We start from the raw sequence: 21,597 nt of genomic DNA on the forward strand, positions 1-21,597 counted from the left end.
ACCGAGAGGTAGTGCTTCAGCGGGTCCTGGCCTTCGCCGACGCCCATCGTCTCGCGGATCTGGCCCTCGACCAGCCGGCCGAAGGTACGGGCCTGGATCCGGACCGCTTCCGGCCCGAGGTCCGCGACCAGGTCCGACGCCCGGGCGAACAGCCAGTCACCGGACAGGATCGCGACCGAGTTGTCCCACCGTGCGTTCGCCGTCGACGAGCCGCGCCGCAACACGGCCTCGTCCATCACGTCGTCGTGGTGCAGCGTCGCGACGTGCGTGAGCTCGACGACGACCGCCGCCTTCACCACCTCGTCGGACGCCACGTCAGCACCGAACTCGGCCCCGAGCAGCACCAGCAACGGCCGGAACCGCTTGCCGCCGGCAAGCATGACGTGCTGGGAGGCCGCCGTGACGAACGGCGCCTCCGACTGGGTCGCGTCGAGCAGCGCCTGCTCGACACGCTCCAGCCCAGCACGAACCCGGGACTCGAGGCCTGCGTCGGCGAACTCGAATCCCAGGCTCTCGGCCGGCAGCGGGGTCGGACTCAACGGATGAACTCACCAGCTCGGGCCGCCAGGTCGAGCACCGGTCCGGGAACCAGACCGAGAACCACCGTGGCGGCAAGACCCAGGGCGACGGCCGACGTGGTCTGCCAACCCGGCAGCGCCACGTCCGGCGCGTCGGCCGGCAGGTCGGAGAAGAACATCAGCACGATCACGCGGACGTAGAAGAACGCGGCGACCAGGCTGGACAGGACAGCGACGACGACCAGCGGCCACGCGCCACCTGTCCACGCCGCGCTGAAGACCGCCCACTTGCCGGTGAAGCCCGCGGTCAGCGGGATGCCGGCGAAGGACAGCAGGAAGAACGCGAAGATACCGGCCAGCAGCGGCGACTTCTTGCCCAGGCCCGCCCAGCGGGACAGGTGCGTCGCCTCGCCACCCGCGTCGCGCACCAGTGTGACCACCGCGAACGCGCCGATGGTCGGGAAGCCGTACGAGACCAGGTAGAACAGCACCGCCTGCGTCGAGGTGATGCCGTTGTGGACGCCGCTCCCGACCTGCGCGAGGCCGACGAACGCGGTCAGCAGGAAGCCCGCGTGCGCGATCGACGAGTACGCGAGCATCCGCTTCACGTCGGTCTGCGTGATCGCGACGATCGAACCGACCACCATGGTGAGGATCGCGATGATCCACATCATCGGCGCCCAGTCCCAGCGCGAACCGCCGAGCGCGACGTAGAAGACCCGCATCAGGCCGACGAACGCGGCGATCTTGGTGCAGGCCGCCATGAACCCGGTGACCGGCGTCGGAGCGCCCTGGTACACGTCCGGCGTCCAGGAGTGGAACGGTACGCCGCCGACCTTGAACAGCAGGCCGACACCCAGCAGCCCGGTCCCGGCGAGCAGGATGGTGTCACCGCCGGTGTCCTTGCTGAGCGCGTCCGCGATCCCGCCGAGCGACATCGTGCCCGCGTACCCGTAGAGCAGCGCGATCCCGAACAGCAGGAACGCCGACGAGAACGCACCGAGCAGGAAGTACTTCATCGCGGCTTCCTGCGAGATCAGCCGGCGACGGCGCGCCAGGCCGCACAGCAGGTACAGCGGCAGTGAGAACACCTCGAGCGCGACGAACAGCACCAGCAGGTCGTTCGACGCCGCGAACAGCATCATGCCGCCGACCGCGAACAGGGTCAGCGGGAACACCTCGGTGTGCTCGACGCGCGCCGCCGTACCCTCACGCTCGGCCTCGGAACCCGGTACGGCGGCCGCTTGGCCGGCGAACGCGGACAGGCCGCCGTCGATCGAACGCTCCGCGAACAGCAGCACGCTGATCAGGGACAGCGCCAGCAGGATCAGCCAGGTGAACAACGCCGGGCCGTCGACCGAGATCGCGCCCTGGGCGGCGATGATCTCCTTCTTGCCGTGCATCAGCATGCCGGTCCGCACGCCGGCCGCGATCACGGCCACCACCGTGATCGTCAGCTGCACCAGGTGCCGCAGCGGCCGGGGCACGAACGCCTCGACCAGGACGCCCACGGCCGCGGCACCGAAGACGATGAACAGCGGGAGCAGTTCGCCGTACTCGATGCTGGGCTTCGTGAAGTCCGCCAGCGGCAGCAACATCGCGGTCACTTCTGTCCCTCCGTCACGGGGATCTGCGGTGCCTTGTCGGTCACGCCCACCCGCTGCATGGTCGAGTCGACCGCGGGCTTGATGATGTCGACGATCGGCTTCGGGAAGATGCCCAGGAAGATGATCAGGATCACGAGCGGTGCGATCGCCAGCACCTCACGCGGGTTCAGGTCCTTCAGCTTCTCGATCCCGTCACGGACCGGGCCGGTCATGGTGCGTTGGTACATCAGCAGGATGTACAGCGCGGCCAGCACGATACCGAGTACGGCGATCACGGCGATCACCTTGTGCCGGCTGAACGTCCCGGCCAGCACCATGAACTCGGAGATGAACGGCGACAGACCGGGCAGCGCCAGGCTGGACAGGCCTGCGAACAGGAACGTGCCGGCCAGCACCGGTGCGACCTTCTCCACCCCGCCGTAGTCGGCGATCCGCGCGGACCCGCGCCGGGAGATCAGGTACCCGGCGACCAGGAACAGCGCCGCCGTGGAGAGACCGTGGTTGAACATGTACAGCGTCGAACCGGTCAGGCCCTGCGACGTCAGCGCGAAGATGCCCATCACGATGAAGCCGAAGTGCGAGATCGACGTGTACGCGATCAGGCGTTTGATGTCGGTCTGCCCGATCGCCAGCAGCGCGCCGTACAGCACCGAGATCAGCGCCAGCACGAGGATGACCGGGGTAGCCCACTGGGACGCGTTCGGGAACAGCCCCAGGCAGAACCGGATCATCCCGAAGGTGCCGATCTTGTCGAGGATGCCGACCAGCAGCACCGACGTCCCGGGCGTCGCCTCACCGGCCGCGTCCGGCAGCCAGGTGTGGAACGGCACCATCGGCGCCTTCACCGCGAAGGCGAAGAAGAAACCGAGGAATAGCCAGCGCTCGGTGTTCTGGCTGATGTCCAGCTTCATCATGTCGGTCAGCAGGTACGACGGGGCGCCGTGCTTGGCCGAGACGACGTACAGGCCGACGACCGACGCCAGCATCAGCAGACCGCCGAGCAGCGAGTAGAGCAGGAACTTCACCGCGGCGTACGAACGCTGCGGGCCGCCGAAGCCACCGATCAGGAAGTACATCGGGATCAGCGTGGCCTCGAACAGCACGTAGAACAGGAACACGTCGGTGGCGGAGAACACGCCGATCGACAGCGCCTCGAGGCCGAGGATCCAGGCGAAGAAGGACTTCTCCGACCAGCGGCCGTGCGACGCGTCGTTCCAGGACGCGATCATCACGATCGGCGTCAGCAGCGCGGTCAGCACCACCAGCACGATGCCGAGACCGTCGAGGCCGAGCGCGTAGTGCGCGCCGAACGCCTTGATCCAGGTGTGCGTCTCGGTGTAGTCCCCGGCGCCGTTGCGCTGGTAGCCGATCGCGACGATCGCGGTCAGCACCAGCGTCACGAGCGAGAACCCGAGCGCGACCTGCTTGGCCGTCAGCGCTTTCGCCTTCGGCACCAGCATCGTCGCGATGGCCCCGACGAACGGCAGGAGCAGTAACAGGGTCAGCCAACCGATGTTCACGACAACCTCACCGCGAGGAGGGCGACGACCACGAATGCGGCGCCGAAGACCATGCTGAGTGCGTACGAACGGACGAAGCCCGTCTGGAACCGGCGGAGCCGGCCGGACAGACCGCCGAAGAGTGCGGCCAGGCCGTTCACCAGGCCGTCGACGCCCCGGTTGTCGAGCCAGACCAGCGTCCGGGTCAGGTACTGCCCGGGCCGCATCAGGACCGCCTCGTTCAGCGCGTCGCCGTACAGGTCCCGGCGGGCGAAGACGGTGACCGGCGAACCGGCCGGCGCCTCCCGCGGGATGTCCCGGCGGTACTTGAGCACCGCGATGACGATGCCGACGGCAACCACCGCGAGGGTGATCAGCGTCATCACCAGCGCACTCACCGGCGGGTGGTCCTCCTCGTGACCGACGATCGGCTCCAGCCAGTCGACGATCCAGTGACCCGCGAAGTACAGCGCGCCGCCGCCCAGCGACAGCGCCGCCAGGATGATCAGCGGCCAGGTCATCACGGCCGGCGACTCGTGCGGGTGCACGTCGTCCGCCCAGCGCTTCTTGCCGAAGAACGTCATCAGCATCACCCGCGTCATGTAGAACGCGGTGATCCCGGCGCCGAGCAGCGCGCACAGACCGACCACCGTGTTGTCCGCGAACGCGGCCTCGATGATCTTGTCCTTGCTGAAGAAGCCAGCGAACGGCGGGATGCCGAGGATCGCCAGGTAGCCGAACGCGAACGTGACGAAGGTGATCTTCATCGGCGTCCGCAGGGCGCCGTAGTGGCGCATGTTCACGTCGTCGTTCATGCCGTGCATGACGGATCCGGCGCCGAGGAACATGTTGGCCTTGAAGAAGCCGTGGGTGAGCAGATGGAAGATCGCGAACACGTACCCGGCCGGGCCGAGACCCGCGGCGAGCATCATGTAGCCGATCTGGCTCATCGTCGAACCGGCCAGCGCCTTCTTGATGTCGTCCTTGGCGCAACCGATGATCGCACCGGCGAGCGCGGTCACCGTGCCGACGATCACCACCGCGGTGGACGCGGCGTCGGTGACCTCGTAGATCGCGTGCGACCGGACCACCAGGTAGACGCCGGCCGTGACCATCGTCGCCGCGTGGATCAGCGCCGACACCGGGGTCGGGCCCTCCATCGCGTCCAGCAGCCAGGACTGCAGCGGCACCTGCGCGGACTTACCGCAGGCGGCCAGCAGCAGCATCAGGCCGAGCAGCGTGGCCCAGGTCTTCGAGAGGTGCTCGGCGCCGGCGTTCACCGTGCCGAACGCCGAGGAGCCGAACAGCGCCCACATGCTCATCACCGCGAGCGAGAGGCCGATGTCACCGACCCGGTTCACCACGAACGCCTTCTTCGCCGCGACCGCTGCTGTCGTCTTGTACTGCCAGAAGCCGATCAGCAGGTACGACGCCAGACCGACGCCCTCCCAGCCGACGAAGACCAGCAGGTAGTCGGCGGCCAGCACCAGCAGCAGCATCGACGCGATGAAGAGGTTCAGGTACCCGAAGAACCGCCGCCGGCGCTCGTCGTGCTCCATGTAGCCGATCGAGTAGATGTGGATCAGCGAACCCACGCCGGTGATCAGCAGCACGAACAGGATCGACAGCGGGTCGATCAGCAGCGTGAAGTCGACCTTGATGTGGCCGACCGAGAACCACTCGAACAGCCGGACCGTCTCGGACCGGTCCGCACTCGGCTTGCCCTGCATTTGGAAGAACAGCACGACGCCGAAGGCGAAGGAGATCACCGGCGCCAGCGTGCCCAGCAGGTGACCCCATGCATCGGTGGCCTTGCCACCGAGCAGGAGGATCGCCGCGGACAAAGCCGGTACCGCGACCAGCAGCCACGTCAGCTCATGACTCATCGGTGCTTACCTCAGTACTTGAGCAGGTTGGCGTCGTCGACCGAGGCCGAGCGACGGGTGCGGAAGATGGCCATGATGATCGCCAGCCCGATCACGACCTCGGCCGCGGCCACCACCATCACGAAGAAGGCGGCGATCTGGCCGTCGAGGTTGCCGTGCTGGCGGGCGAAGCTCACGAACGCGAGGTTGGTCGCGTTCAGCATCAGCTCGACGCACATGAAGACGACGATCGCGTTCCGGCGTACCAGCACGCCGAGCGCGCCGATACTGAACAGAATCGCCGCGAGCACGATGTACGGCTCTGTCGTCACTTGTCGTCCTCCTCGACCGGGAACTCACCTTCGGCGGTGAGCGTGCGGACCTCGTCGACGTCCGCGCGCTCCTCGGCTTCGGGGAACACGGTGCCACGTGCCTGGAGCACACGCGAAACCGAGGTCGGTGCGATCGACCCGTCCGGCAGCAGCGCCGGGGTGTCGACGGCGTTGTGCCGGGCCAGGACACCCGGTGTCGGCAGCGGGCCGGGGTGGATGCCCTGTTCGGCGTACTTGCGGATCCGCTCCTCGGCGTGGTCGCGCTGCGTCTTCTTCTTGGTCAGCCGCTCGCGATGGGCCAGCATCATGGCGCCCATCGCCGCGGTGATCAGCAGCGCCGACGTGACCTCGAAGGCGAACACGTACTTGCCGAACAGCAGTTGCGCGAGGCCCTTGACGTTGCCGTCCGGCTGCGCGTCGGCCAGCCCGGTCGGGTGCCCGTAGATCGCGTTGCCGACGGCCGCGATCAGCAGTACGCCGAAGCCGAGGAACGCGATCCCGGCGAGCAGCCGCTGACCGCGGATCGTCTCGACCAGCGAGTCGGACGCGTCGACGCCGACCAGCATCAGCACGAACAGGAACAGCATCAGGATCGCGCCGGTGTAGACGATGATCTGTACGGCGAACAGGAACGGCGCGTCCTGCGCGGCGTACTGCACCGCGAGGCAGATCATCACGGTCGCCAGCAGCAGCGCCGAGTGCACCGCCTTACGGACCAGCACCATGCCGATCGCGGCCAGGATCATGACCGGGGCCAGCAGCCAGAACGCGACCTGCGGGCCGGTGACGAGACCGATCATTTGGCGTCACTCCCGTCGGTCTTGGCGGCGACACCGGTCAGACCGAGGTAGTAGTCCTTCTCGGTCTTGCCCAGCTGCATCTCGTGCGGCGGCTCCTGCATGCCCGGGAGCAGCGGCGCCAGCAGGTCCTTCTTCTCGTAGATCAGGGACTCGCGGCTGGTGTCGGCCAGCTCGTACTCGTTGGTCATCGTGAGCGCCCGGGTCGGGCAGGCCTCGATGCACAGACCGCAGAGGATGCAGCGCAGGTAGTTGATCTGGTACACGCGCCCGTACCGCTCGCCCGGCGACATCCGGCCGCCCTCGGTGTTGTCGGCGCCCTCGACGTAGATCGCGTCCGCGGGGCAGGCCCACGCGCACAGCTCGCAGCCGATGCACTTCTCCAGGCCGTCCGGCCAGCGGTTCAGCTGGTGCCGGCCGTGGAACCGTGGTGCGGTCGGCTTCTTCTCGAACGGGTACTCCTCGGTGAACACCTTCCGGAACATCGTCCGGAAGGTCACCCCGAACCCGGCTACCGGGTCCCAGAGGGACTCTTTGACACTAGCCACGGCTGCCTGCCTTCGATGTCGGCTCGGTCTGCTGACTGGGGAGCGGTGGTGGCACCGGGAACCCGCCGGCGAAGGCGTCGAACTCCTCGCCGTCGGCTACCTCGACCGGCTCTTCCTTGGGCTTCCCCGGGACGAACATGCTGATCACCGCGAGCACCAGGACGACAGCGGCGGCGACCAGCAACGTCGTCCGGCTGAAGTTGGTCTCGCGGCCGACCGCGCGGACGGTGGCGACCAGCAGGATCCAGGCCAGCGAGATCGGGATCAGGACCTTCCAGCCAAACTTCATGAACTGGTCGTAGCGCAGTCGCGGCAGCGTTCCGCGCAGCCAGATGTAGAAGAAGATGAAGCACATCAGCTTGCCCATGAACCACAGCACCGGCCAGTAGCCGGAGTTCGCGCCGTCCCAGAGCGAGATCGGCCACGGCGCCCGCCAGCCGCCCAGGAACAGCGTGGTGGCCAGCGCGGACACGGTCGCCATGTTGATGTACTCGGCCAGGAAGAACATCGCGTACTTGATCGAGGAGTACTCGGTCAGGAAGCCCGCGACCAGCTCGCCCTCGGCCTCGGGGAGGTCGAACGGCGCCCGGTTCGTCTCGCCGACCATCGAGATCACGTAGATCACGAACGACGGGAAGAGCAGGAACGCGTACCACCCGGGCAGCGGGATGTCGGCCCCGAACCAGTGCACGGTCTGATGCGACTGCGCCGCGACGATCTCCGAGGTGGACAGCGAACCCGCGAACAGGAACACCGTCACCAGCGCCAGTCCCATCGCGACCTCGTACGAGATCATCTGCGCGCTGGACCGCAGGCCACCGAGCAGCGAGTACGTCGAGTTCGACGACCAGCCGCCGAGCACGATGCCGTAGATGCCGATCGAGGCGATCGCCATCACGTACAGCACCGAGACCGGCAGGTCGGTGAGCTGCAGCCGGGTGTAGGTGTCGGTAAACGGGATCTTCACCGTCGGCCCGAACGGGATCACCGCGAAGGTCAGGAAGGCCGGGATGGCGACGATCGCCGGCGCCAGGACGAAGACCAGCCGGTCGACGCCCTTCGGCATCAGGTCTTCCTTGAGCATCAGCTTCACACCGTCGGCCAGCGACTGCAGCAGACCCTGCGGGCCGTGCACGTTCGGGCCGATCCGCTGCTGCATCCGCGCCACCACCCGGCGTTCCAGCCAGATGTTGAAGAGCGTCAGCACCACCAGGAAGACGAAGATGAGCAGCACCTTGATGAGGATCACCCACCAGGGGTCGTGCCCGACCCCTGCGTCAGGTACGGCGAGCGACATCATGCGTTTCCTCCGGCGATCGTCACGATCGAGCCATGGTCTGCGTGCAACGACCGGCGGACGTGGGAGTCGGCCGAGTTCGTCGGCAGCCAGACCACGTTGTCGGCCATCGGGGTGATGACAACCGGCAGCCGGATGCTCCCGGCGTCGGTGCTCACCACCAACTCGTCGGCATCGGCGACACCGATCCGGCGCGCGGTGGTCAGCGAGACCCGGGCGACCGGCGTCCGCGCGGTCGCGGTCAGGTGCGGCTCACCGTCGCAGGCGCGGCTGTCGTCGATCAGCATCCGCCAGGTCGCGAGCCGGGTGGAGTCGAACGCGCCGAGGGCCGGACCGGCCTGGTACGTCGGCTGCTGGGCCCGGTCGCCGTCCCACCGGCCGAGCTCGTCGTACTCGCGCTTCGCACCGTCGGGCGTGCTGAAGCCGAGCGGGTTGCCCATCTCCTGCGCCAGCGCGGCCAGCGCGCGGACGTCCGGCATCGCGGTCGGCACCTTGAGCACCACCGGGAACGGCCGCTCGCGGCCCTCCCAGTTCACGAAGGTGCCGGACTTCTCCACCGGCGGTACGACGGGGAAGACCACGTCGGCGTACTCGGTCACCTGCGAGTTGCGTACCTCGAAGCTGACCACGAACGGCGCGGCCTCGAGCGCGGCGAGCGCCGCGGCCGGGTCGGGCAGGTCGTCGATCTCGACACCCGCGACGATCAGCGCCTGCAGCGATCCAGCGCCCGCCCGCAACGCAGTGATGATCTCGGTAACGTCCTTGCCGGGCTCAGCCGGCAGGTTGTCCACGCCCCAGGCGGCCTGCAGGTCGACGCGCGCCTGCGGGTCGCTGACGAGCCGGCCGCCGGGCAGCAGGCCCGGCAGGCAGCCGGCCTCGAGCGCGGCCCGGTCACCCGCACGCCGCGGGATCCAGGCCAGCTGCGCACCCGTGTCGAGAGCGAGCCGGAGCGCCGACGAGTACCCGCCCGGTACGGCGGCCAGCCGCTCGCCGACGACGATGATCGAGTCCGCACCGAGCGCGGCGCGGGCAGCTGCCCCGGCCGCACCGGCGTTGCCGAGATCCGACAGTACGGCGGCCTCGGTACCCGGCGATGCCGGTACGACGACACCGGAGAGCTTCTCCACACCGCGGGACGCGTACGAAGCGACCGTGAACACCTTGGTGCCGTGCGCCTTCACGCCCTTGCGCACCCGGAGGAACACCGACGGTGCCTCTTCCTCGGGCTCGAACCCGACGAACAGCACGGCGCCGGCCTTCTCCAGGTCCGCGAACGTCGTACCCAGGCCGGTGCCGGCGACCGCGGCGGCGAGGAAGTCCGCCTCCTCCGCGGAGTGCGGGCGGGCCCGGAAGTCGATGTCGTTGCTGCCCAGCGCGACCCGGGCGAACTTCGAGTATGCGTAGGCGTCCTCGACCGTCAGCCGGCCACCGGTCAGCACCGCCGCGTTGCCACGGGCCGCGGTCAGCTGCTCGGCGGCGAAAGCGATCGCCTCGGGCCAGGACGCCGGCCGCAGCTCGCCGTCCTCGCGGATCAGCGGGTGGGTCAGCCGGTCACCGGTGGTCGCGTACTGGAACGCGAACCGGTCCTTGTCGGAGATCCATTCCTCGTTGACCTGTGGGTCGTCTCCGGCCAGCCGGCGCATCACCTTGCCGCGCCGGTAGTCGACCCGGATCGCCGCACCGGACGCGTCGTGCTCGGCCACCGACGGCACCGACACCAGGTCGAACGGCCGCGAGCGGAAGCGGTACGCCGCACTCGTCAGCGCACCGACCGGGCAGATCTGGATCGTGTTGCCGGAGAAGTAGCTCTCGAAGGGCTCCTTCTCGTAGATGCCGACCTGCTGCAGCGCGCCGCGCTCGATCAGCGCGATGAACGGGTCACCGGCGATCTGCTCGGAGAACCGGGTGCAGCGCGCGCAGAGGATGCAGCGCTCGCGGTCCAGCAGCACCTCGGCCGAGATGTTGATCGGCTTCGGGTAGGTCCGCTTGATCTCGTGGAACCGGGTCTCGCCGGCGCCGTTGCTCATCGCCTGGTTCTGCAGCGGGCACTCGCCGCCCTTGTCGCAGACCGGGCAGTCGAGCGGGTGGTTGATCAGCAGGAATTCCATCTGGCCGTGCTGGGCCTTGTCGGCCACCGGCGAGGACACCTGGGTGCGAACCACCATGCCGTCGGCGACGGTGATCGTGCAGGAGGCCTGCGGCTTCGGCATCCCGCGGCCGTTCCCGGCGTCGGTGATCTCGACCAGGCACTGCCGGCAGGCGCCGACCGGGTCGAGCAACGGGTGGTCGCAGAACCGCGGGATCTGGATCCCGATCTGCTCCGCGGCCCGGATCAGCAGGGTGTTCTTCGGAACCTTCACCTCGATGTCGTCGATGGTGACCGTCACCAGGTCGGTGCGCTCCACCTCCGACCCAGCCGGCGGGTTCGCTTGGATCGTCATGCGCTAGCTCCAGCAGTCGCGAAGACAGTGCTTGCCATCGGGTCGAACGGGCAGCCGCCGTTCTCGAAGTGCGCCAGGTACTCGTCCTTGAAGTGCGCGATCGAGCTGGCGATCGGCGCGGTCGCGCCGTCGGCCAGCGCGCAGAACGACCGGCCGGTGATGTTCTCGCACAGGTCGAGCAAGGTGACCAGGTCTTCCTCGGTGCCCTGGCCCTTCTCCAGCCGCTCGAGAATCTGCACCAGCCACCACGTGCCCTCGCGGCACGGCGTGCACTTGCCGCAGGACTCGTGCTTGTAGAACTCGGTCCAGCGCAGTACGGCGCGCACGACGCACACCGAGTCGTCGAAGATCTGCAGCGCCTTCGTACCGAGCATCGAGCCGACCGCGCCGACGCCCTCGTAGTCCAGCGGTACGTCGAGGTGCTCCGACGTCAGCAGCGGCGTCGACGAACCACCCGGCGTCCAGAACTTCAGCTCGTGGCCCTCGCGGACCCCACCGGCCAGGTCGATCAGCTCTCGCAGCGTGATGCCCATCGGGGCCTCGTACTGCCCCGGGCGGGTGATGTGCCCGGACAGCGAGTACAGCGTCATGCCCTTGGACTTCTCGGTGCCCATCGAGGAGAACCAGTCCGGCCCGTTCTTGACGATAGCGGGAACGGAAGCGATCGACTCGACGTTGTTGATAACAGTGGGGCACCCGTACAGACCGGCTACGGCCGGGAAGGGAGGACGCAGCCGAGGTTGACCGCGACGTCCTTCCAGCGAGTCCAGCAGCGCCGTCTCCTCACCGCAGATGTACGCGCCGGCACCGGCGTGCACGACCACGTCGAGGTCGTAGCCGCTGCCGAGGATGTTCTGGCCGATGTAGCCGGCGTCCTTGGCCTCCTGGACCGCCTGCTGCAGCCGGCGGATCACGTGCAGGACCTCACCGCGGACGTAGATGAACGCGACCGACGCGCGGATCGCGTAGGACGCGATGACGACGCCCTCGACCAGCGTGTGCGGCGAGGCCATCATCAGCGGGATGTCCTTGCAGGTGCCCGGCTCGGACTCGTCCGCGTTCACCACCAGGTACTTCGGCTTCGGGTTGTCCTGCGGGATGAAGGACCACTTCATCCCGGTCGGGAAGCCCGCGCCGCCACGGCCGCGCAGACCGGAGTCCTTGACCGTGGCAACGACATCGGCCGGCTGCATCGTGAGCGCCTTGCGCAGCGCGTCGTACCCGCCGGTGCGCTGGTACGACGCCAACTGCCAGGCGTTGATCTGGTCCCAGTTGTCCGAAAGCACCGGGGTCAGCGTGTCCACCATGGTCAGCCCTCCTTCGGGGTCTCGGAGCCGTTCGGGGCCGACCAGTTGCGCTCGCGGGCCAGGCGGAGGCCGGCCAGCGAGGCCTTGCCGCCGGTCGGGCCCTCGTCGGCGCGGCCGTCGGAGTACCCGGCCAGCACGCGCTCGGCCTCGCGCCAGGTGCAGATCGTCGCACCGCGCGGCGACTTCACCTCGGTGCCGTCCCGCAGGTCGTCGACCAGCTGGGTGGCCGACTCCGGCGTCATGTCGTCGAAGAACTCCCAGTTGACCATCATCACCGGCGCGTAGTCGCAGGCGGCATTGCACTCGAGGTGCTCGAGGGTGATCTTGCCGTCCTCGGTGGTCTCGTCGTTGCCGACGTCCAGGTGCTGCTTCAGCCGGTCGAAGATCAGGTCGCCGCCCATCACCGCGCAGAGCGTGTTGGTGCAGACGCCGACGTGGTAGTCGCCGACCGGGCGGCGCTTGTACATCGTGTAGAAGGTGGCCACCGCCGACACCTCGGCGCCGGTCAGCCCGAGCACGTCGGCACAGACCTCGATGCCCTCCGGGGTGACCCGGCCCTCGACCGACTGCACCAGGTGCAGCATCGGCAGCAGCGCGGACCGGGCGACCGGGTAGCGCGCCGCGATCTCGCGCATCTCCGCGATCGTGGCGTCGGTGATCGACGAGTCGCCGGTGCTGTACGGCACCGTCTTGTCGGTAGCAGTCGTGTGGTTCTCGGCCATTTAGCGGTCCACTCCACCCATCACCGGGTCAAGGCTGGCGACGGCGACGATCACGTCGGCGACCTGGCCGCCCTCGCACATGATCGGCATCGCCTGCAGGTTTGCGAAGGACGGGTCACGGAAGTGCACCCGGTACGGCTTGGTGCCGCCGTCGGAGACGACGTGCGCACCGAGCTCGCCACGCGGCGACTCGATCGCCACGTAGGCCTGGCCGGCCGGGACCCGGAAGCCCTCGGTGACCAGCTTGAAGTGATGGATCAGTGCTTCCATCGACTCGCCCATGATGTGCTTGATGTGGTCGAGCGAGTTGCCCATCCCGTCGGCGCCGACGGCCAGCTGGCTCGGCCAGCCGATCTTCTTGTCGGCCACCATCACCGGCCGGCCGTCCATCTTCTCCAGCCGGTCGGCGCACTGCTCGACGATCTTCAGCGACTCGTGCATCTCCTGCAGCCGCACCCGGAACCGCCCGTAGGAGTCCGAGGAGTCCCAGGTCGGTACGTCGAAGTCGTACGTCTCGTAACCGCAGTACGGCTGGCTCTTGCGCAGGTCCATCGCGTACCCGGTCGAGCGCAGCGGCGGGCCGCTGATGCCGAGCGCCATGCAGCCGGTCAGGTCCAGGTAGCCGACGTTCTGCAGCCGCGCCTTGAAGATCGGGTTGGCGTTGCAGAGTTCGGCGTACTCCTTGAGGTGCTTGTTCATCCACGTGATGTACTCGCGGATCTTGTCCAGCGCACCCGGCGGCAGGTCCTGCGCGACGCCGCCCGGCCGGATGAACGCGTGGTTCATCCGCAGCCCGGTGATCAGCTCGAACAGGTCCAGGGTCTTCTCACGCTCGCGGAAACCGATCGTCATCACGGTCAGCGCGCCGATCTCCATGCCGCCGGTGGCGATGCAGACCAGGTGGCTGCTGATCCGGTTGAGCTCCATCAGGAGCACCCGCATCACGTTCGCCTTGTCCGGGATCTCGTCCTCGATCCCGAGCAGCCGCTCGACCGCCAGGCAGTACGCCGCCTCGTTGTAGAACGGCGACAGGTAGTCCATCCGGGTGACGAACGTGACGCCCTGCACCCAGGAGCGGAACTCCATGTTCTTCTCGATACCGGTGTGCAGGTAGCCGATGCCGCAGCGGGCCTCGGTCACGTTCTCACCGTCGAGCTCGAGGATCAGCCGGAGCACGCCGTGCGTCGACGGGTGCTGCGGGCCCATGTTGACGACGACGCGCTCTTCCGGCTCCTCGCCGAGGCCGGCCACGACCGAGTCCCAGTCCTGGCCGGTGACGGTGAAGACCTTGCCCTCGGTGGTGTCCCGAGTGGTCGCGTAGGGGTCTGTAGTGGTCATCAGTTGTACGACCTCCGCGTGTCGGGCGGTGGGATGACAGCGCCCTTGTACTCGACGTCGATACCGCCGAGCGGGTAGTCCTTGCGCTGCGGGTGACCCGGCCAGTCGTCGGGCATCTGGATCCGGGTCAGTGCGGGGTGCCCGTCGAAGACGATGCCGAAGAAGTCCCAGGTCTCCCGCTCGTGCCAGTCGTTGGCCGGGTAGACCGAGACGATCGACGGGATGTGCGGGTCGGCGTCGGGCGCCGACACCTCCAGCCGGATCCGGCGGTTGTGGGTGATCGACAGGAAGTGGTAGACGGCGTGCAGCTCGCGGCCGGTCTCTTCCGGGTAGTGCACACCGCTGACCCCGGAGCAGAACTCGAACCGCAGCGCCTCGTCGTCGCGCAGGTGCTTGGCCACCTCGACCAGGTTCTCGCGCTTGATGTGCAGGGTCAGCTCGCCGCGGTCGACGACGACCTTCTCGACCGCACCGGCGGCGGCCAGGCCTTCCAGCCGGTCCACCGCACCGTCGAACCAGGAGCCGTACGGCCGCGGCGTACTGCCCGGCAGCACGACCTCGCGGCGCAGGCCACCGAAACCGGAGGTGTCACCGGTACCGCGGACACCGAACATGCCCTCGCGCTGCTCGATGACCTCAGGAGCCGGAGCCTCCGGCGTCGCCGGAAGATTCTCGGAGTCGCTCACCGCAGCAGACCCTTCATCTCGATCGTCGGGGCGGCGGTCAGGGCCGCGGCCTCCAGCTCGGTCTCCAGCGCCTTCTTGTGCGCGCCGAGCTTCATGTGCTGGATCTGGTCGTGGATCTTCAGGAACGCGTCCAGCAACATCTCCGGCCGCGGCGGGCAGCCGGGCAGGTACATGTCGACCGGTACGACGTGATCCACGCCCTGCACGATCGCGTAGTTGTTGAACATGCCGCCCGACGACGCACACACGCCCATCGCCAGCACCCACTTCGGGCCGGGCATCTGGTCGTAGATCTGGCGCAGCACCGGCGCCATCTTCTGGCTCACCCGGCCGGCCACGATCATCAGGTCCGCCTGTCGCGGCGAGGCCCGGAAGACCTCCATGCCGAACCGCGCGGCGTCGTACCGCGGGGCGCCGGTGGTCATCATCTCGATGGCGCAGCAGGCCAGCCCGAAGGTTGCCGGCCACAACGAGGCCTTGCGCATGTAGCCGAGCAGTCCTTCGACGGTGCTCAGCAAGACGCCGGCCGGAAGCTGTTCCTCAAGACCCATGTCAGTCCCACTCCAGTCCGCCGCGGCGCCACACGTAGGCGTACGCGACGAAGACGGTGACGATGAAGATGACCATCTCGACCAGCCCGAACAACGCCATCTGGTCGAACGCGACGGCCCACGGGTAGAGGAAGATGATCTCGATGTCGAAAACGATGAACAGCATCGCGGTGATGTAGTACTTCACCGGGAAGCGTCCACCACCGACCGGCTGCGGAGTGGGCTCGATGCCGCACTCGTAGGAGTCCAGCCGGGCCCGGTTGTAGCGCTTCGGGCCGACCAGCGCGCTAATGGTGATGCTGCCTGCGACGAAGAGCGCCGCGAGCACACCGAGAGCGAGAATCGGTGTATAGGGGTGCATCGCTGCGTGCTCCCTCCTTCAGCCGGTGGTCTGTATAGGTCTTTGGATATCAGTACGCCGGTGGCTCAGCTCACTCGCCCCGCCGCTCAGGCCGCGGGAGCGAGCTTCGTGAGACCGTTGATGATCTTGTCCATCACGTCCCCGTCGCGCGGGTCGGTGAGGTTGGCGAGCAACTTCAGGGTGAACTTCATCAGGGTGGTGCGCGGCAGACCGTACTTGGTGCAGAGCCGCATCACCTCCGGATTTCCGATCAGCTTCACGAAGATCCGGCCGAGCGTGTAGTAACCGCCGTACTCCTGCTTCAGCGCCTTCGGGTACGCCGACAGCGCGCGCTCCCGCTGGTTCGGCTGCCGGTGCAGCGCCTGCGCGGCGACCTCGGCGGCGAACGCCCCGGACTCCATCGCGTACGGGATGCCCTCGCCGTTGAACGGGTTGACCATGCCGCCGGCGTCGCCGAGCAGCATCAGGCCGCGGGTGTAGTGCGGCTGCCGGTTGAAGCCCATCGGCAGCGCGGCCCCGCGGATCGGGATGGTCTGGAACTCGTCGCGGAACTGCCACTCCTCGGGCGTGACCTTGAGCCACTGCTTCAGCAGGTCGGCGTAGTCGACCTTGCCGAACGCGTCCGAGGTGTTCAGGATGCCGAGGCCGACGTTGACCGTGCCGTCGCCCATCCCGAAGATCCAGCCGTAGCCGGGAAGCAGCACCCGGCCACCGGGCTGCTTCGGGTCGTCGGCCCACAGTTCCAGCCAGGACTCGAGGTAGTCGTCGTCGGTCCGCGGGCTGGTGAAGTACGTCCGGACGGCGACTCCCATCGGGCGGTCGTCGCGCTTGTGCAAGCCCATCGCGATGCTGAGCCGGGACGAGTTGCCGTCGGCCGCCATCACCAGTGGCGCCCGGTACTCGACGTCGGCCCCGGCCCGGCGGCCGTTGTCGTCGACCGGCTTCGCGGTGACGCCGACGATGTCGCCCCTGGCGTCCAGGATCGGGCCGGTCACGTTGGTCCGCTCCCGCAGCTGAGCCCCGGCCTTCTCGGCCTGCCGCGCGAGCATCTCGTCGAAGTCCATCCGGTTCCGGGTCAGCCCGTAGTTCGGGTGGCTGGCCAGATCCGGCCAGTCGAGCTGCAGGACGTGCCCGGCGCCCTGGATGCGGAGTCCGTAGTTGCGGATCCAGCCGGCCTCTTCGGAGATGTCGATGCCCATGTTGATGAGCTGCTTGGTGCCGCGCGGGGTGAGCCCGTCGCCGCACACCTTCTCCCGCGGGAACGCGGTCTTCTCCAGCAGCAGGACGTCCAGTCCGGCGTTCGCCAGGTGGTACGCCGCCGACGATCCGGCGGGTCCGGCACCGACGACGATCACATCGGCGGTCTCCGCCTGCTGCCCGCTCGGCACGCTCTCGCTCATCTCTCCGGCCTGGATGTTCTTGGGGCGTGTGCGCTCGTGAACGACTTCACGAGCCCTCTTCACTCGACAGTCTAGGACTGCCTGACTCGGACACGAAACTCGCCCCAACCCCCTTGCAGACAAGCCAATTACGCATAATTTCCGTTGCGTAATTAATCCGCCTTGACGGCCCGATGAATGGCGACCAGACCACCCGTCAGGTTGCGCCACTGGACGCGGGTCCACCCGGCGCCCTCGATCGCCCGGGCCAGCGGCTCCTGGGGCAGCCAGGCGCGCGTCGACTCCGCGAGGTACTCGTACGCCTCGGGGTTGGTCGACACCACCTTCGCCACCGCCGGCACCGCCCGCATCATGTACTCCAGGTACACGACCCGGAACGGCTTCCAGGTCGGGTGCGACTGCTCCAGTACGACGAGCCGCCCGCCGGGGCGCGTCACCCGCAGCATCTCCCGCAGCGCGGCCGCGACGTCGTTCACGTTCCGCAGCGCCCAGGAGATGGTCACCACGTCGAACGTGTCGTCGGCGAACGGCAGCCGCAGCGCGTCGCCCGCCACCAGGTCCAGCTCGGGGTGCCGGCGCTTGCCGACCCGGAGCATGCCGACCGAGAAGTCGCAGGACACCACCTCGGCGCCCGCCTCGCGCAGGTTGATGCTGGACGCGCCGGTCCCGGCCGCCAGGTCGAGGATCTTCATCCCCTTCCGCGGCGCGATCGCGGCCAGCGTCGCGGGCCGCCAGTACAGCTTCTCCAGCCCCATCGTCGCGACCGCATTGGTCCGGTCGTACCCCTCGGCCACGTTGTCGAACATGGCCGCCACGGCCTGCGGGTCCTTACTCAGATCTGCGCGCGTCACCTGTCTAGTTGATCACGCGAGGGCGAGTCTGCCGGACGGCAGGCATACGCTTGCATCTCGTGACAGCATCTCCAGGTAGCCGTGCGGCCCTCGCGACCCGAGGCCCCGCACCGCAGTTGGTGGTTCGCAGTCAGTCGGTGGACGGGGTCTCGGCGCATCTGCTGGACCACCTGCCGGACGAGGGCGGACTCGCGTGGGTACGGCGGGGCGACGGCCACGTCGGCTGGGGCGTCGCCGCCCGGCTGGACGTTGCCGGTAGCAACCGCTTTCAGGAGGCCATGACCTGGTGGCAGGAGCTGACCGCGGCCGCGGTGGTCCGCGACGAGGTCGGCGTACCGGGCTCCGGACTGGTCTGCTTCGGATCCTTCGGGTTCACCGACCAGGACCCGGGTGAGCTGGTGGTTCCCGACGTCATCGTCGGGCGCCGCGGCGACATCACCTGGGTGACCACGATCTCGCCCGCCAGCTCGCTGGGCGCGCCGCCCGAGCTGGTAGTCCACGAGCCGTCGCCGGTGTACGACGTGACGTTCGCGGACGGCGCCCGGACCGGGACGGACTGGTCGAGCATCGTCGCCGACGCGGTCCGCCGGATCACCGCCGGCGAGCTCGACAAGGTGGTGCTGGCCCGCGACCTGATCGCGATCGCCGCGCAGCCGATCGATCTGCGCTGGCCGTTGCACCGGCTCGCGACGGCGTACCCGAACTGCTGGACGTTCTCCGTCGACGGCCTGATCGGGGCCACCCCGGAGCTGCTGGTACGCCGGGAGAAGGGCCTGATCACGTCCCGCGTGCTGGCCGGGACCATCCGCCGTACCGGGGACGACGAGCACGACCTGGCGCTGGCCGCGTCGCTGGCGCGGTCGTCGAAGGACCTCGAGGAACACGAGTTCGCGGTCCGCTCGGTCGCCGAGGCGCTGGAGCCGCACTGTACGTCGATGAACGTGCCGGAGACCCCGTTCGTGCTGCACCTGCCGAACGTGATGCACCTGGCCACCGACGTCGCCGGCGTCGCGAACAACGGCGCGTCCGCGCTCGGACTCGCCGCCGCCCTGCACCCGTCCGCGGCGGTCTGCGGTACGCCGACGCCGGTCGCGCGGGACCTGATCGGTGAGATCGAAGGCATGCAGCGCGGCCGGTTCAGCGGACCGGTCGGATGGATGGCCGCGTCCGGCGACGGCGAATGGTGCATCGCGCTGCGCTGCGGCCAGGCCGACTCCGACGAGCCGCGCCGGATGCGGCTGTTCGCCGGGGCCGGGATCGTGGCGGGTTCCGACCCGGATGCCGAACTGGCCGAAACGAACGCCAAGCTGGTGCCGATGAGAGACGCTCTAGGAGACTGAACCTTGAAGCTCACGAAGTTTGCGCACGCCTGTGTCCGCCTGGAGAAGGACGGGAAGGTGCTGCTGATCGACCCGGGCACGTTCTCCGAGGACGCGGCCTTCGAGAAGGCCGACGCGGTGCTGATCACACACGAACACCCCGACCACATCGACGTCGAGCGGCTGAGCGGGTTGCAGGTGCCGGTCTTCACCACCGCCGGCGTCGCGGCTCAGCTGAACGACGAGCGGGTCACGGTGGTGTCGGACGGTCAGGCGTTCGACGCGGCCGGTTTCGCGGTCCGTGCCTACGGCAAGGATCACGCGGTGATCCTGCCCGAGCTCGGCGTACCGTGCGAGAACATCGGCTACCTGGTCGACGACGCGGTCTACCACCCGGGCGACTCGTTCACCCGGCCCGACCGCGAGGTGCACACCAACCTGGTACCGATCTCCGGCCCGTGGTTCTCGGTGCCGCCCGCGGTCGAGTACGCCCGCTCGATCAAGGCGGAACAGACCGTCGGCATCCACAACGCCCTGCTCAGCGACATCGGCCTCGGCATGATGGCACGCTGGATCACCGAAGCCGGCGGCCGCCCGTACCACGGCCTCACCCCTGGTCAGTCCCTCGAGATCAGCTGAACTCGGCCTCGACGAAATCGGCCACCGGGCGGTAACCCGCCTGGTGGTAGATCTTGTTGGAGGTCGGGTTCGCGAGGTCGGTGAACAGGCAGGCCTGGTTGCCGCCAGCAACGATCATCGCAGTCACATGGCTCGTCAGCGCACCGGCGTACCCATGTCTGCGCCTTGAAGGAGGCGTGTAGACCGGACCGACGCGGCTGACGCCGAAGACCGGCTGATGGAAGCCGACCATGCTGACCGGCTCGCCGTCGACCTCCCAGATCAGCATGCTCTCGTGCTCCAGGTGCCGCTCGGCCCACTCGCGGTGGCCGATGGTCAGTTCTTCGGCGAACCCGTCCTTGCCCCACCCGGCGACCAGGTCGACCTCGTCCGCGGCCATCAACCGCGGCGCGCCGGCGTCGGCTTCGAGCGGCGTCAGCTCGATCAGCTTGTGCAACCGCGTGCCGCGTACCACCGTCGCTCGGCCGCCGCGATGCGCACACCACCGCTCACCGAATCGCGTCACGACTGGTGGATCCCCCGCGACGCCGGGGACCTCCGGCAGTACGTCGGCGAGCGCGTCGGCGACCGGCTCCGCGAAGTCCTCGCGCAGCGCGCCGAGATACACGTAACGGCCCGCGGTGCGCATCGCGACCCCGACCACGTCCGGGTCGTGCACAGACACGTAGTACGACGGCTCGAGGTCACGCACCCGGCCGGTCGCCCGTTCGTGCACGACGGTCATGACGAGGTTGTGCAGCACCGGATCCGCTTGCAGGAAAGGAAAAACGGTCTGCTCGAAAGCCTGTGCATCGCTCGTCACACGGACATCCATGTCCGGGAGCGTACGCCTGCCGCACCGGACCGGTCGCGCGGATTTACACTGCGAGCATGTCCACCACGCGGTTGTTGCTGCTCGGCGTCGTGCGGATCTTCCAGCCGGCGTACGGGTACCAGCTGCGGCGTGAGCTGCTGACCTGGAACGTGGAGGCGTGGGCGAACGTCAACCCCGGCTCGATCTACACGGGATTGCGCACGCTGGCCAAGCACGGGTACCTCCAGGAACTCGAGCAGGACGGTGCACATCGGCCCGGGCGTACGTCGTACAAACTGACCGCGGACGGCGAGACGGAGTATTTCTCACTGCTCCGCGGCATGCTGTGGACCGTCGACGGGTTCCACCCCGACAAGATGCAGGCCACGATCAGCTTCATGTGGTCGCTACGCCGCGACGAGGTGATCGCCGCGCTCGAGGCCCGGATCAGCCAGCTGGAGTCCTGGCTGAAATCCGAGCCGTACTCCGAACGCCACATCCTCGAGGACCCGGCCACCCCGAACCACGTGGTCGAGATGTTCCGCATCACCTCCGCCCGCGACGGCGGCGAGCTCCGCTGGACCCACGAGTTCCTCGACCGCATCCGCGCCGGCGCCTACGCCTTCGCCGGCGAGACGGCCGACTGGGAACCGTACCCCGGCATGGTCACCCACTGGGGCGAAATCCCCGACGCACCAGCCCACACCTCCGGTAATCAAGATTGAC

The 21,597-nt window shown here is 68.2% G+C and carries 21 protein-coding genes; 3 read left to right on the forward strand and 18 right to left on the reverse strand.

Annotation, left to right across the window (positions count from 1 at the left end; translation table 11 throughout):
* The 17 genes from ACWF0M_RS20045 to ACWF0M_RS20125 all read right to left on the reverse strand — a co-directional run.
* Positions 1-509 (reverse strand): polyprenyl synthetase family protein (locus ACWF0M_RS20045; protein WP_452237375.1); only part of this gene is annotated, 509 nt, incomplete at its 3' end.
* Between the two features lie 26 nt (positions 510-535).
* Complete coding sequence (nuoN, locus tag ACWF0M_RS20050; protein ID WP_452237376.1) at positions 536-2,116, reverse strand: NADH-quinone oxidoreductase subunit NuoN; 1,581 nt, start codon at positions 2,114-2,116, stop codon at positions 536-538.
* A 5-nt stretch (positions 2,117-2,121) separates the two neighbouring features.
* Complete coding sequence (locus tag ACWF0M_RS20055; protein WP_452237191.1) at positions 2,122-3,645, reverse strand: NADH-quinone oxidoreductase subunit M; 1,524 nt, start codon at positions 3,643-3,645, stop codon at positions 2,122-2,124.
* A complete protein-coding gene (gene nuoL, locus ACWF0M_RS20060) occupies positions 3,642-5,510 on the reverse strand; it encodes an NADH-quinone oxidoreductase subunit L (protein ID WP_452237192.1) in 1,869 nt (622 codons plus the stop codon). The genes ACWF0M_RS20055 and nuoL overlap by 4 nt, the downstream gene beginning before the upstream one ends.
* Before the next feature lie 11 nt (positions 5,511-5,521).
* Complete coding sequence (gene nuoK / locus ACWF0M_RS20065) at positions 5,522-5,821, reverse strand: NADH-quinone oxidoreductase subunit NuoK (protein ID WP_130384807.1); 300 nt, start codon at positions 5,819-5,821, stop codon at positions 5,522-5,524.
* Positions 5,818-6,621 carry an NADH-quinone oxidoreductase subunit J gene (locus ACWF0M_RS20070; protein WP_452237193.1) on the reverse strand — a complete coding sequence of 268 codons (804 nt, stop codon included), beginning with the start codon at positions 6,619-6,621 and terminating at the stop codon, positions 5,818-5,820. The genes nuoK and ACWF0M_RS20070 overlap by 4 nt, the downstream gene beginning before the upstream one ends.
* Positions 6,618-7,166, reverse strand: coding sequence for an NADH-quinone oxidoreductase subunit NuoI (gene nuoI, locus ACWF0M_RS20075; protein WP_452237194.1), 549 nt, complete (start codon positions 7,164-7,166; stop codon positions 6,618-6,620). Before nuoI ends, ACWF0M_RS20070 begins: the two co-directional genes overlap by 4 nt.
* Complete coding sequence (nuoH, locus tag ACWF0M_RS20080; RefSeq protein ID WP_452237195.1) at positions 7,159-8,466, reverse strand: NADH-quinone oxidoreductase subunit NuoH; 1,308 nt, start codon at positions 8,464-8,466, stop codon at positions 7,159-7,161. The genes nuoI and nuoH overlap by 8 nt, the downstream gene beginning before the upstream one ends.
* Complete coding sequence (locus ACWF0M_RS20085; protein ID WP_452237196.1) at positions 8,463-10,904, reverse strand: NADH-quinone oxidoreductase subunit G; 2,442 nt, start codon at positions 10,902-10,904, stop codon at positions 8,463-8,465. Before ACWF0M_RS20085 ends, nuoH begins: the two co-directional genes overlap by 4 nt.
* Entirely contained in the window at positions 10,901-12,211 is a 1,311-nt protein-coding gene (nuoF, locus tag ACWF0M_RS20090) for an NADH-quinone oxidoreductase subunit NuoF (protein ID WP_452237197.1), read from the reverse strand. Before nuoF ends, ACWF0M_RS20085 begins: the two co-directional genes overlap by 4 nt.
* 2 nt (positions 12,212-12,213) lie before the next feature.
* On the reverse strand, positions 12,214-12,933 hold the full coding sequence (gene nuoE, locus ACWF0M_RS20095) for an NADH-quinone oxidoreductase subunit NuoE (protein ID WP_452237198.1): 720 nt from the start codon (positions 12,931-12,933) through the stop codon (positions 12,214-12,216).
* A complete protein-coding gene (locus ACWF0M_RS20100) occupies positions 12,934-14,271 on the reverse strand; it encodes an NADH-quinone oxidoreductase subunit D (protein WP_452237199.1) in 1,338 nt (445 codons plus the stop codon).
* A complete protein-coding gene (locus ACWF0M_RS20105; RefSeq protein ID WP_452237200.1) occupies positions 14,271-14,957 on the reverse strand; it encodes an NADH-quinone oxidoreductase subunit C in 687 nt (228 codons plus the stop codon). Before ACWF0M_RS20105 ends, ACWF0M_RS20100 begins: the two co-directional genes overlap by 1 nt.
* Positions 14,954-15,508, reverse strand: coding sequence for a NuoB/complex I 20 kDa subunit family protein (locus tag ACWF0M_RS20110; RefSeq protein WP_130384815.1), 555 nt, complete (start codon positions 15,506-15,508; stop codon positions 14,954-14,956). Before ACWF0M_RS20110 ends, ACWF0M_RS20105 begins: the two co-directional genes overlap by 4 nt.
* Position 15,509: 1 nt before the next feature.
* Positions 15,510-15,869 (reverse strand): NADH-quinone oxidoreductase subunit A, encoded by a 360-nt coding sequence (locus tag ACWF0M_RS20115; RefSeq protein ID WP_133789593.1) that lies wholly within the window; start codon positions 15,867-15,869, stop codon positions 15,510-15,512.
* Positions 15,870-15,955: 86 nt separating this feature from the next.
* Positions 15,956-17,269, reverse strand: a complete 1,314-nt coding sequence (locus tag ACWF0M_RS20120) for a geranylgeranyl reductase family protein (protein ID WP_452237201.1) — start codon at positions 17,267-17,269, stop codon at positions 15,956-15,958.
* A 152-nt stretch (positions 17,270-17,421) separates the two neighbouring features.
* Positions 17,422-18,120: a demethylmenaquinone methyltransferase gene (locus ACWF0M_RS20125; protein WP_452237202.1), complete on the reverse strand. Its 699-nt coding sequence runs from the start codon at positions 18,118-18,120 to the stop codon at positions 17,422-17,424.
* A 59-nt stretch (positions 18,121-18,179) separates the two neighbouring features.
* Between ACWF0M_RS20125 and ACWF0M_RS20130 the strand changes: the two genes are divergently transcribed.
* Complete coding sequence (locus ACWF0M_RS20130; protein WP_452237203.1) at positions 18,180-19,460, forward strand: isochorismate synthase; 1,281 nt, start codon at positions 18,180-18,182, stop codon at positions 19,458-19,460.
* 3 nt (positions 19,461-19,463) lie between these two features.
* Positions 19,464-20,078 (forward strand): MBL fold metallo-hydrolase, encoded by a 615-nt coding sequence (locus tag ACWF0M_RS20135; protein ID WP_452237204.1) that lies wholly within the window; start codon positions 19,464-19,466, stop codon positions 20,076-20,078.
* Here ACWF0M_RS20135 and ACWF0M_RS20140 read toward each other — a convergent pair.
* Positions 20,071-20,892 (reverse strand): GNAT family N-acetyltransferase, encoded by an 822-nt coding sequence (locus tag ACWF0M_RS20140; protein WP_452237205.1) that lies wholly within the window; start codon positions 20,890-20,892, stop codon positions 20,071-20,073. The genes ACWF0M_RS20135 and ACWF0M_RS20140 overlap by 8 nt on opposite strands.
* 56 nt (positions 20,893-20,948) lie before the next feature.
* Between ACWF0M_RS20140 and ACWF0M_RS20145 the strand changes: the two genes are divergently transcribed.
* A complete protein-coding gene (locus ACWF0M_RS20145; RefSeq protein ID WP_452237206.1) occupies positions 20,949-21,596 on the forward strand; it encodes a PadR family transcriptional regulator in 648 nt (215 codons plus the stop codon).
* Position 21,597: the final 1 nt, after the last annotated feature.

Source organism: Kribbella sp. NPDC055110, assembly GCF_053607525.1.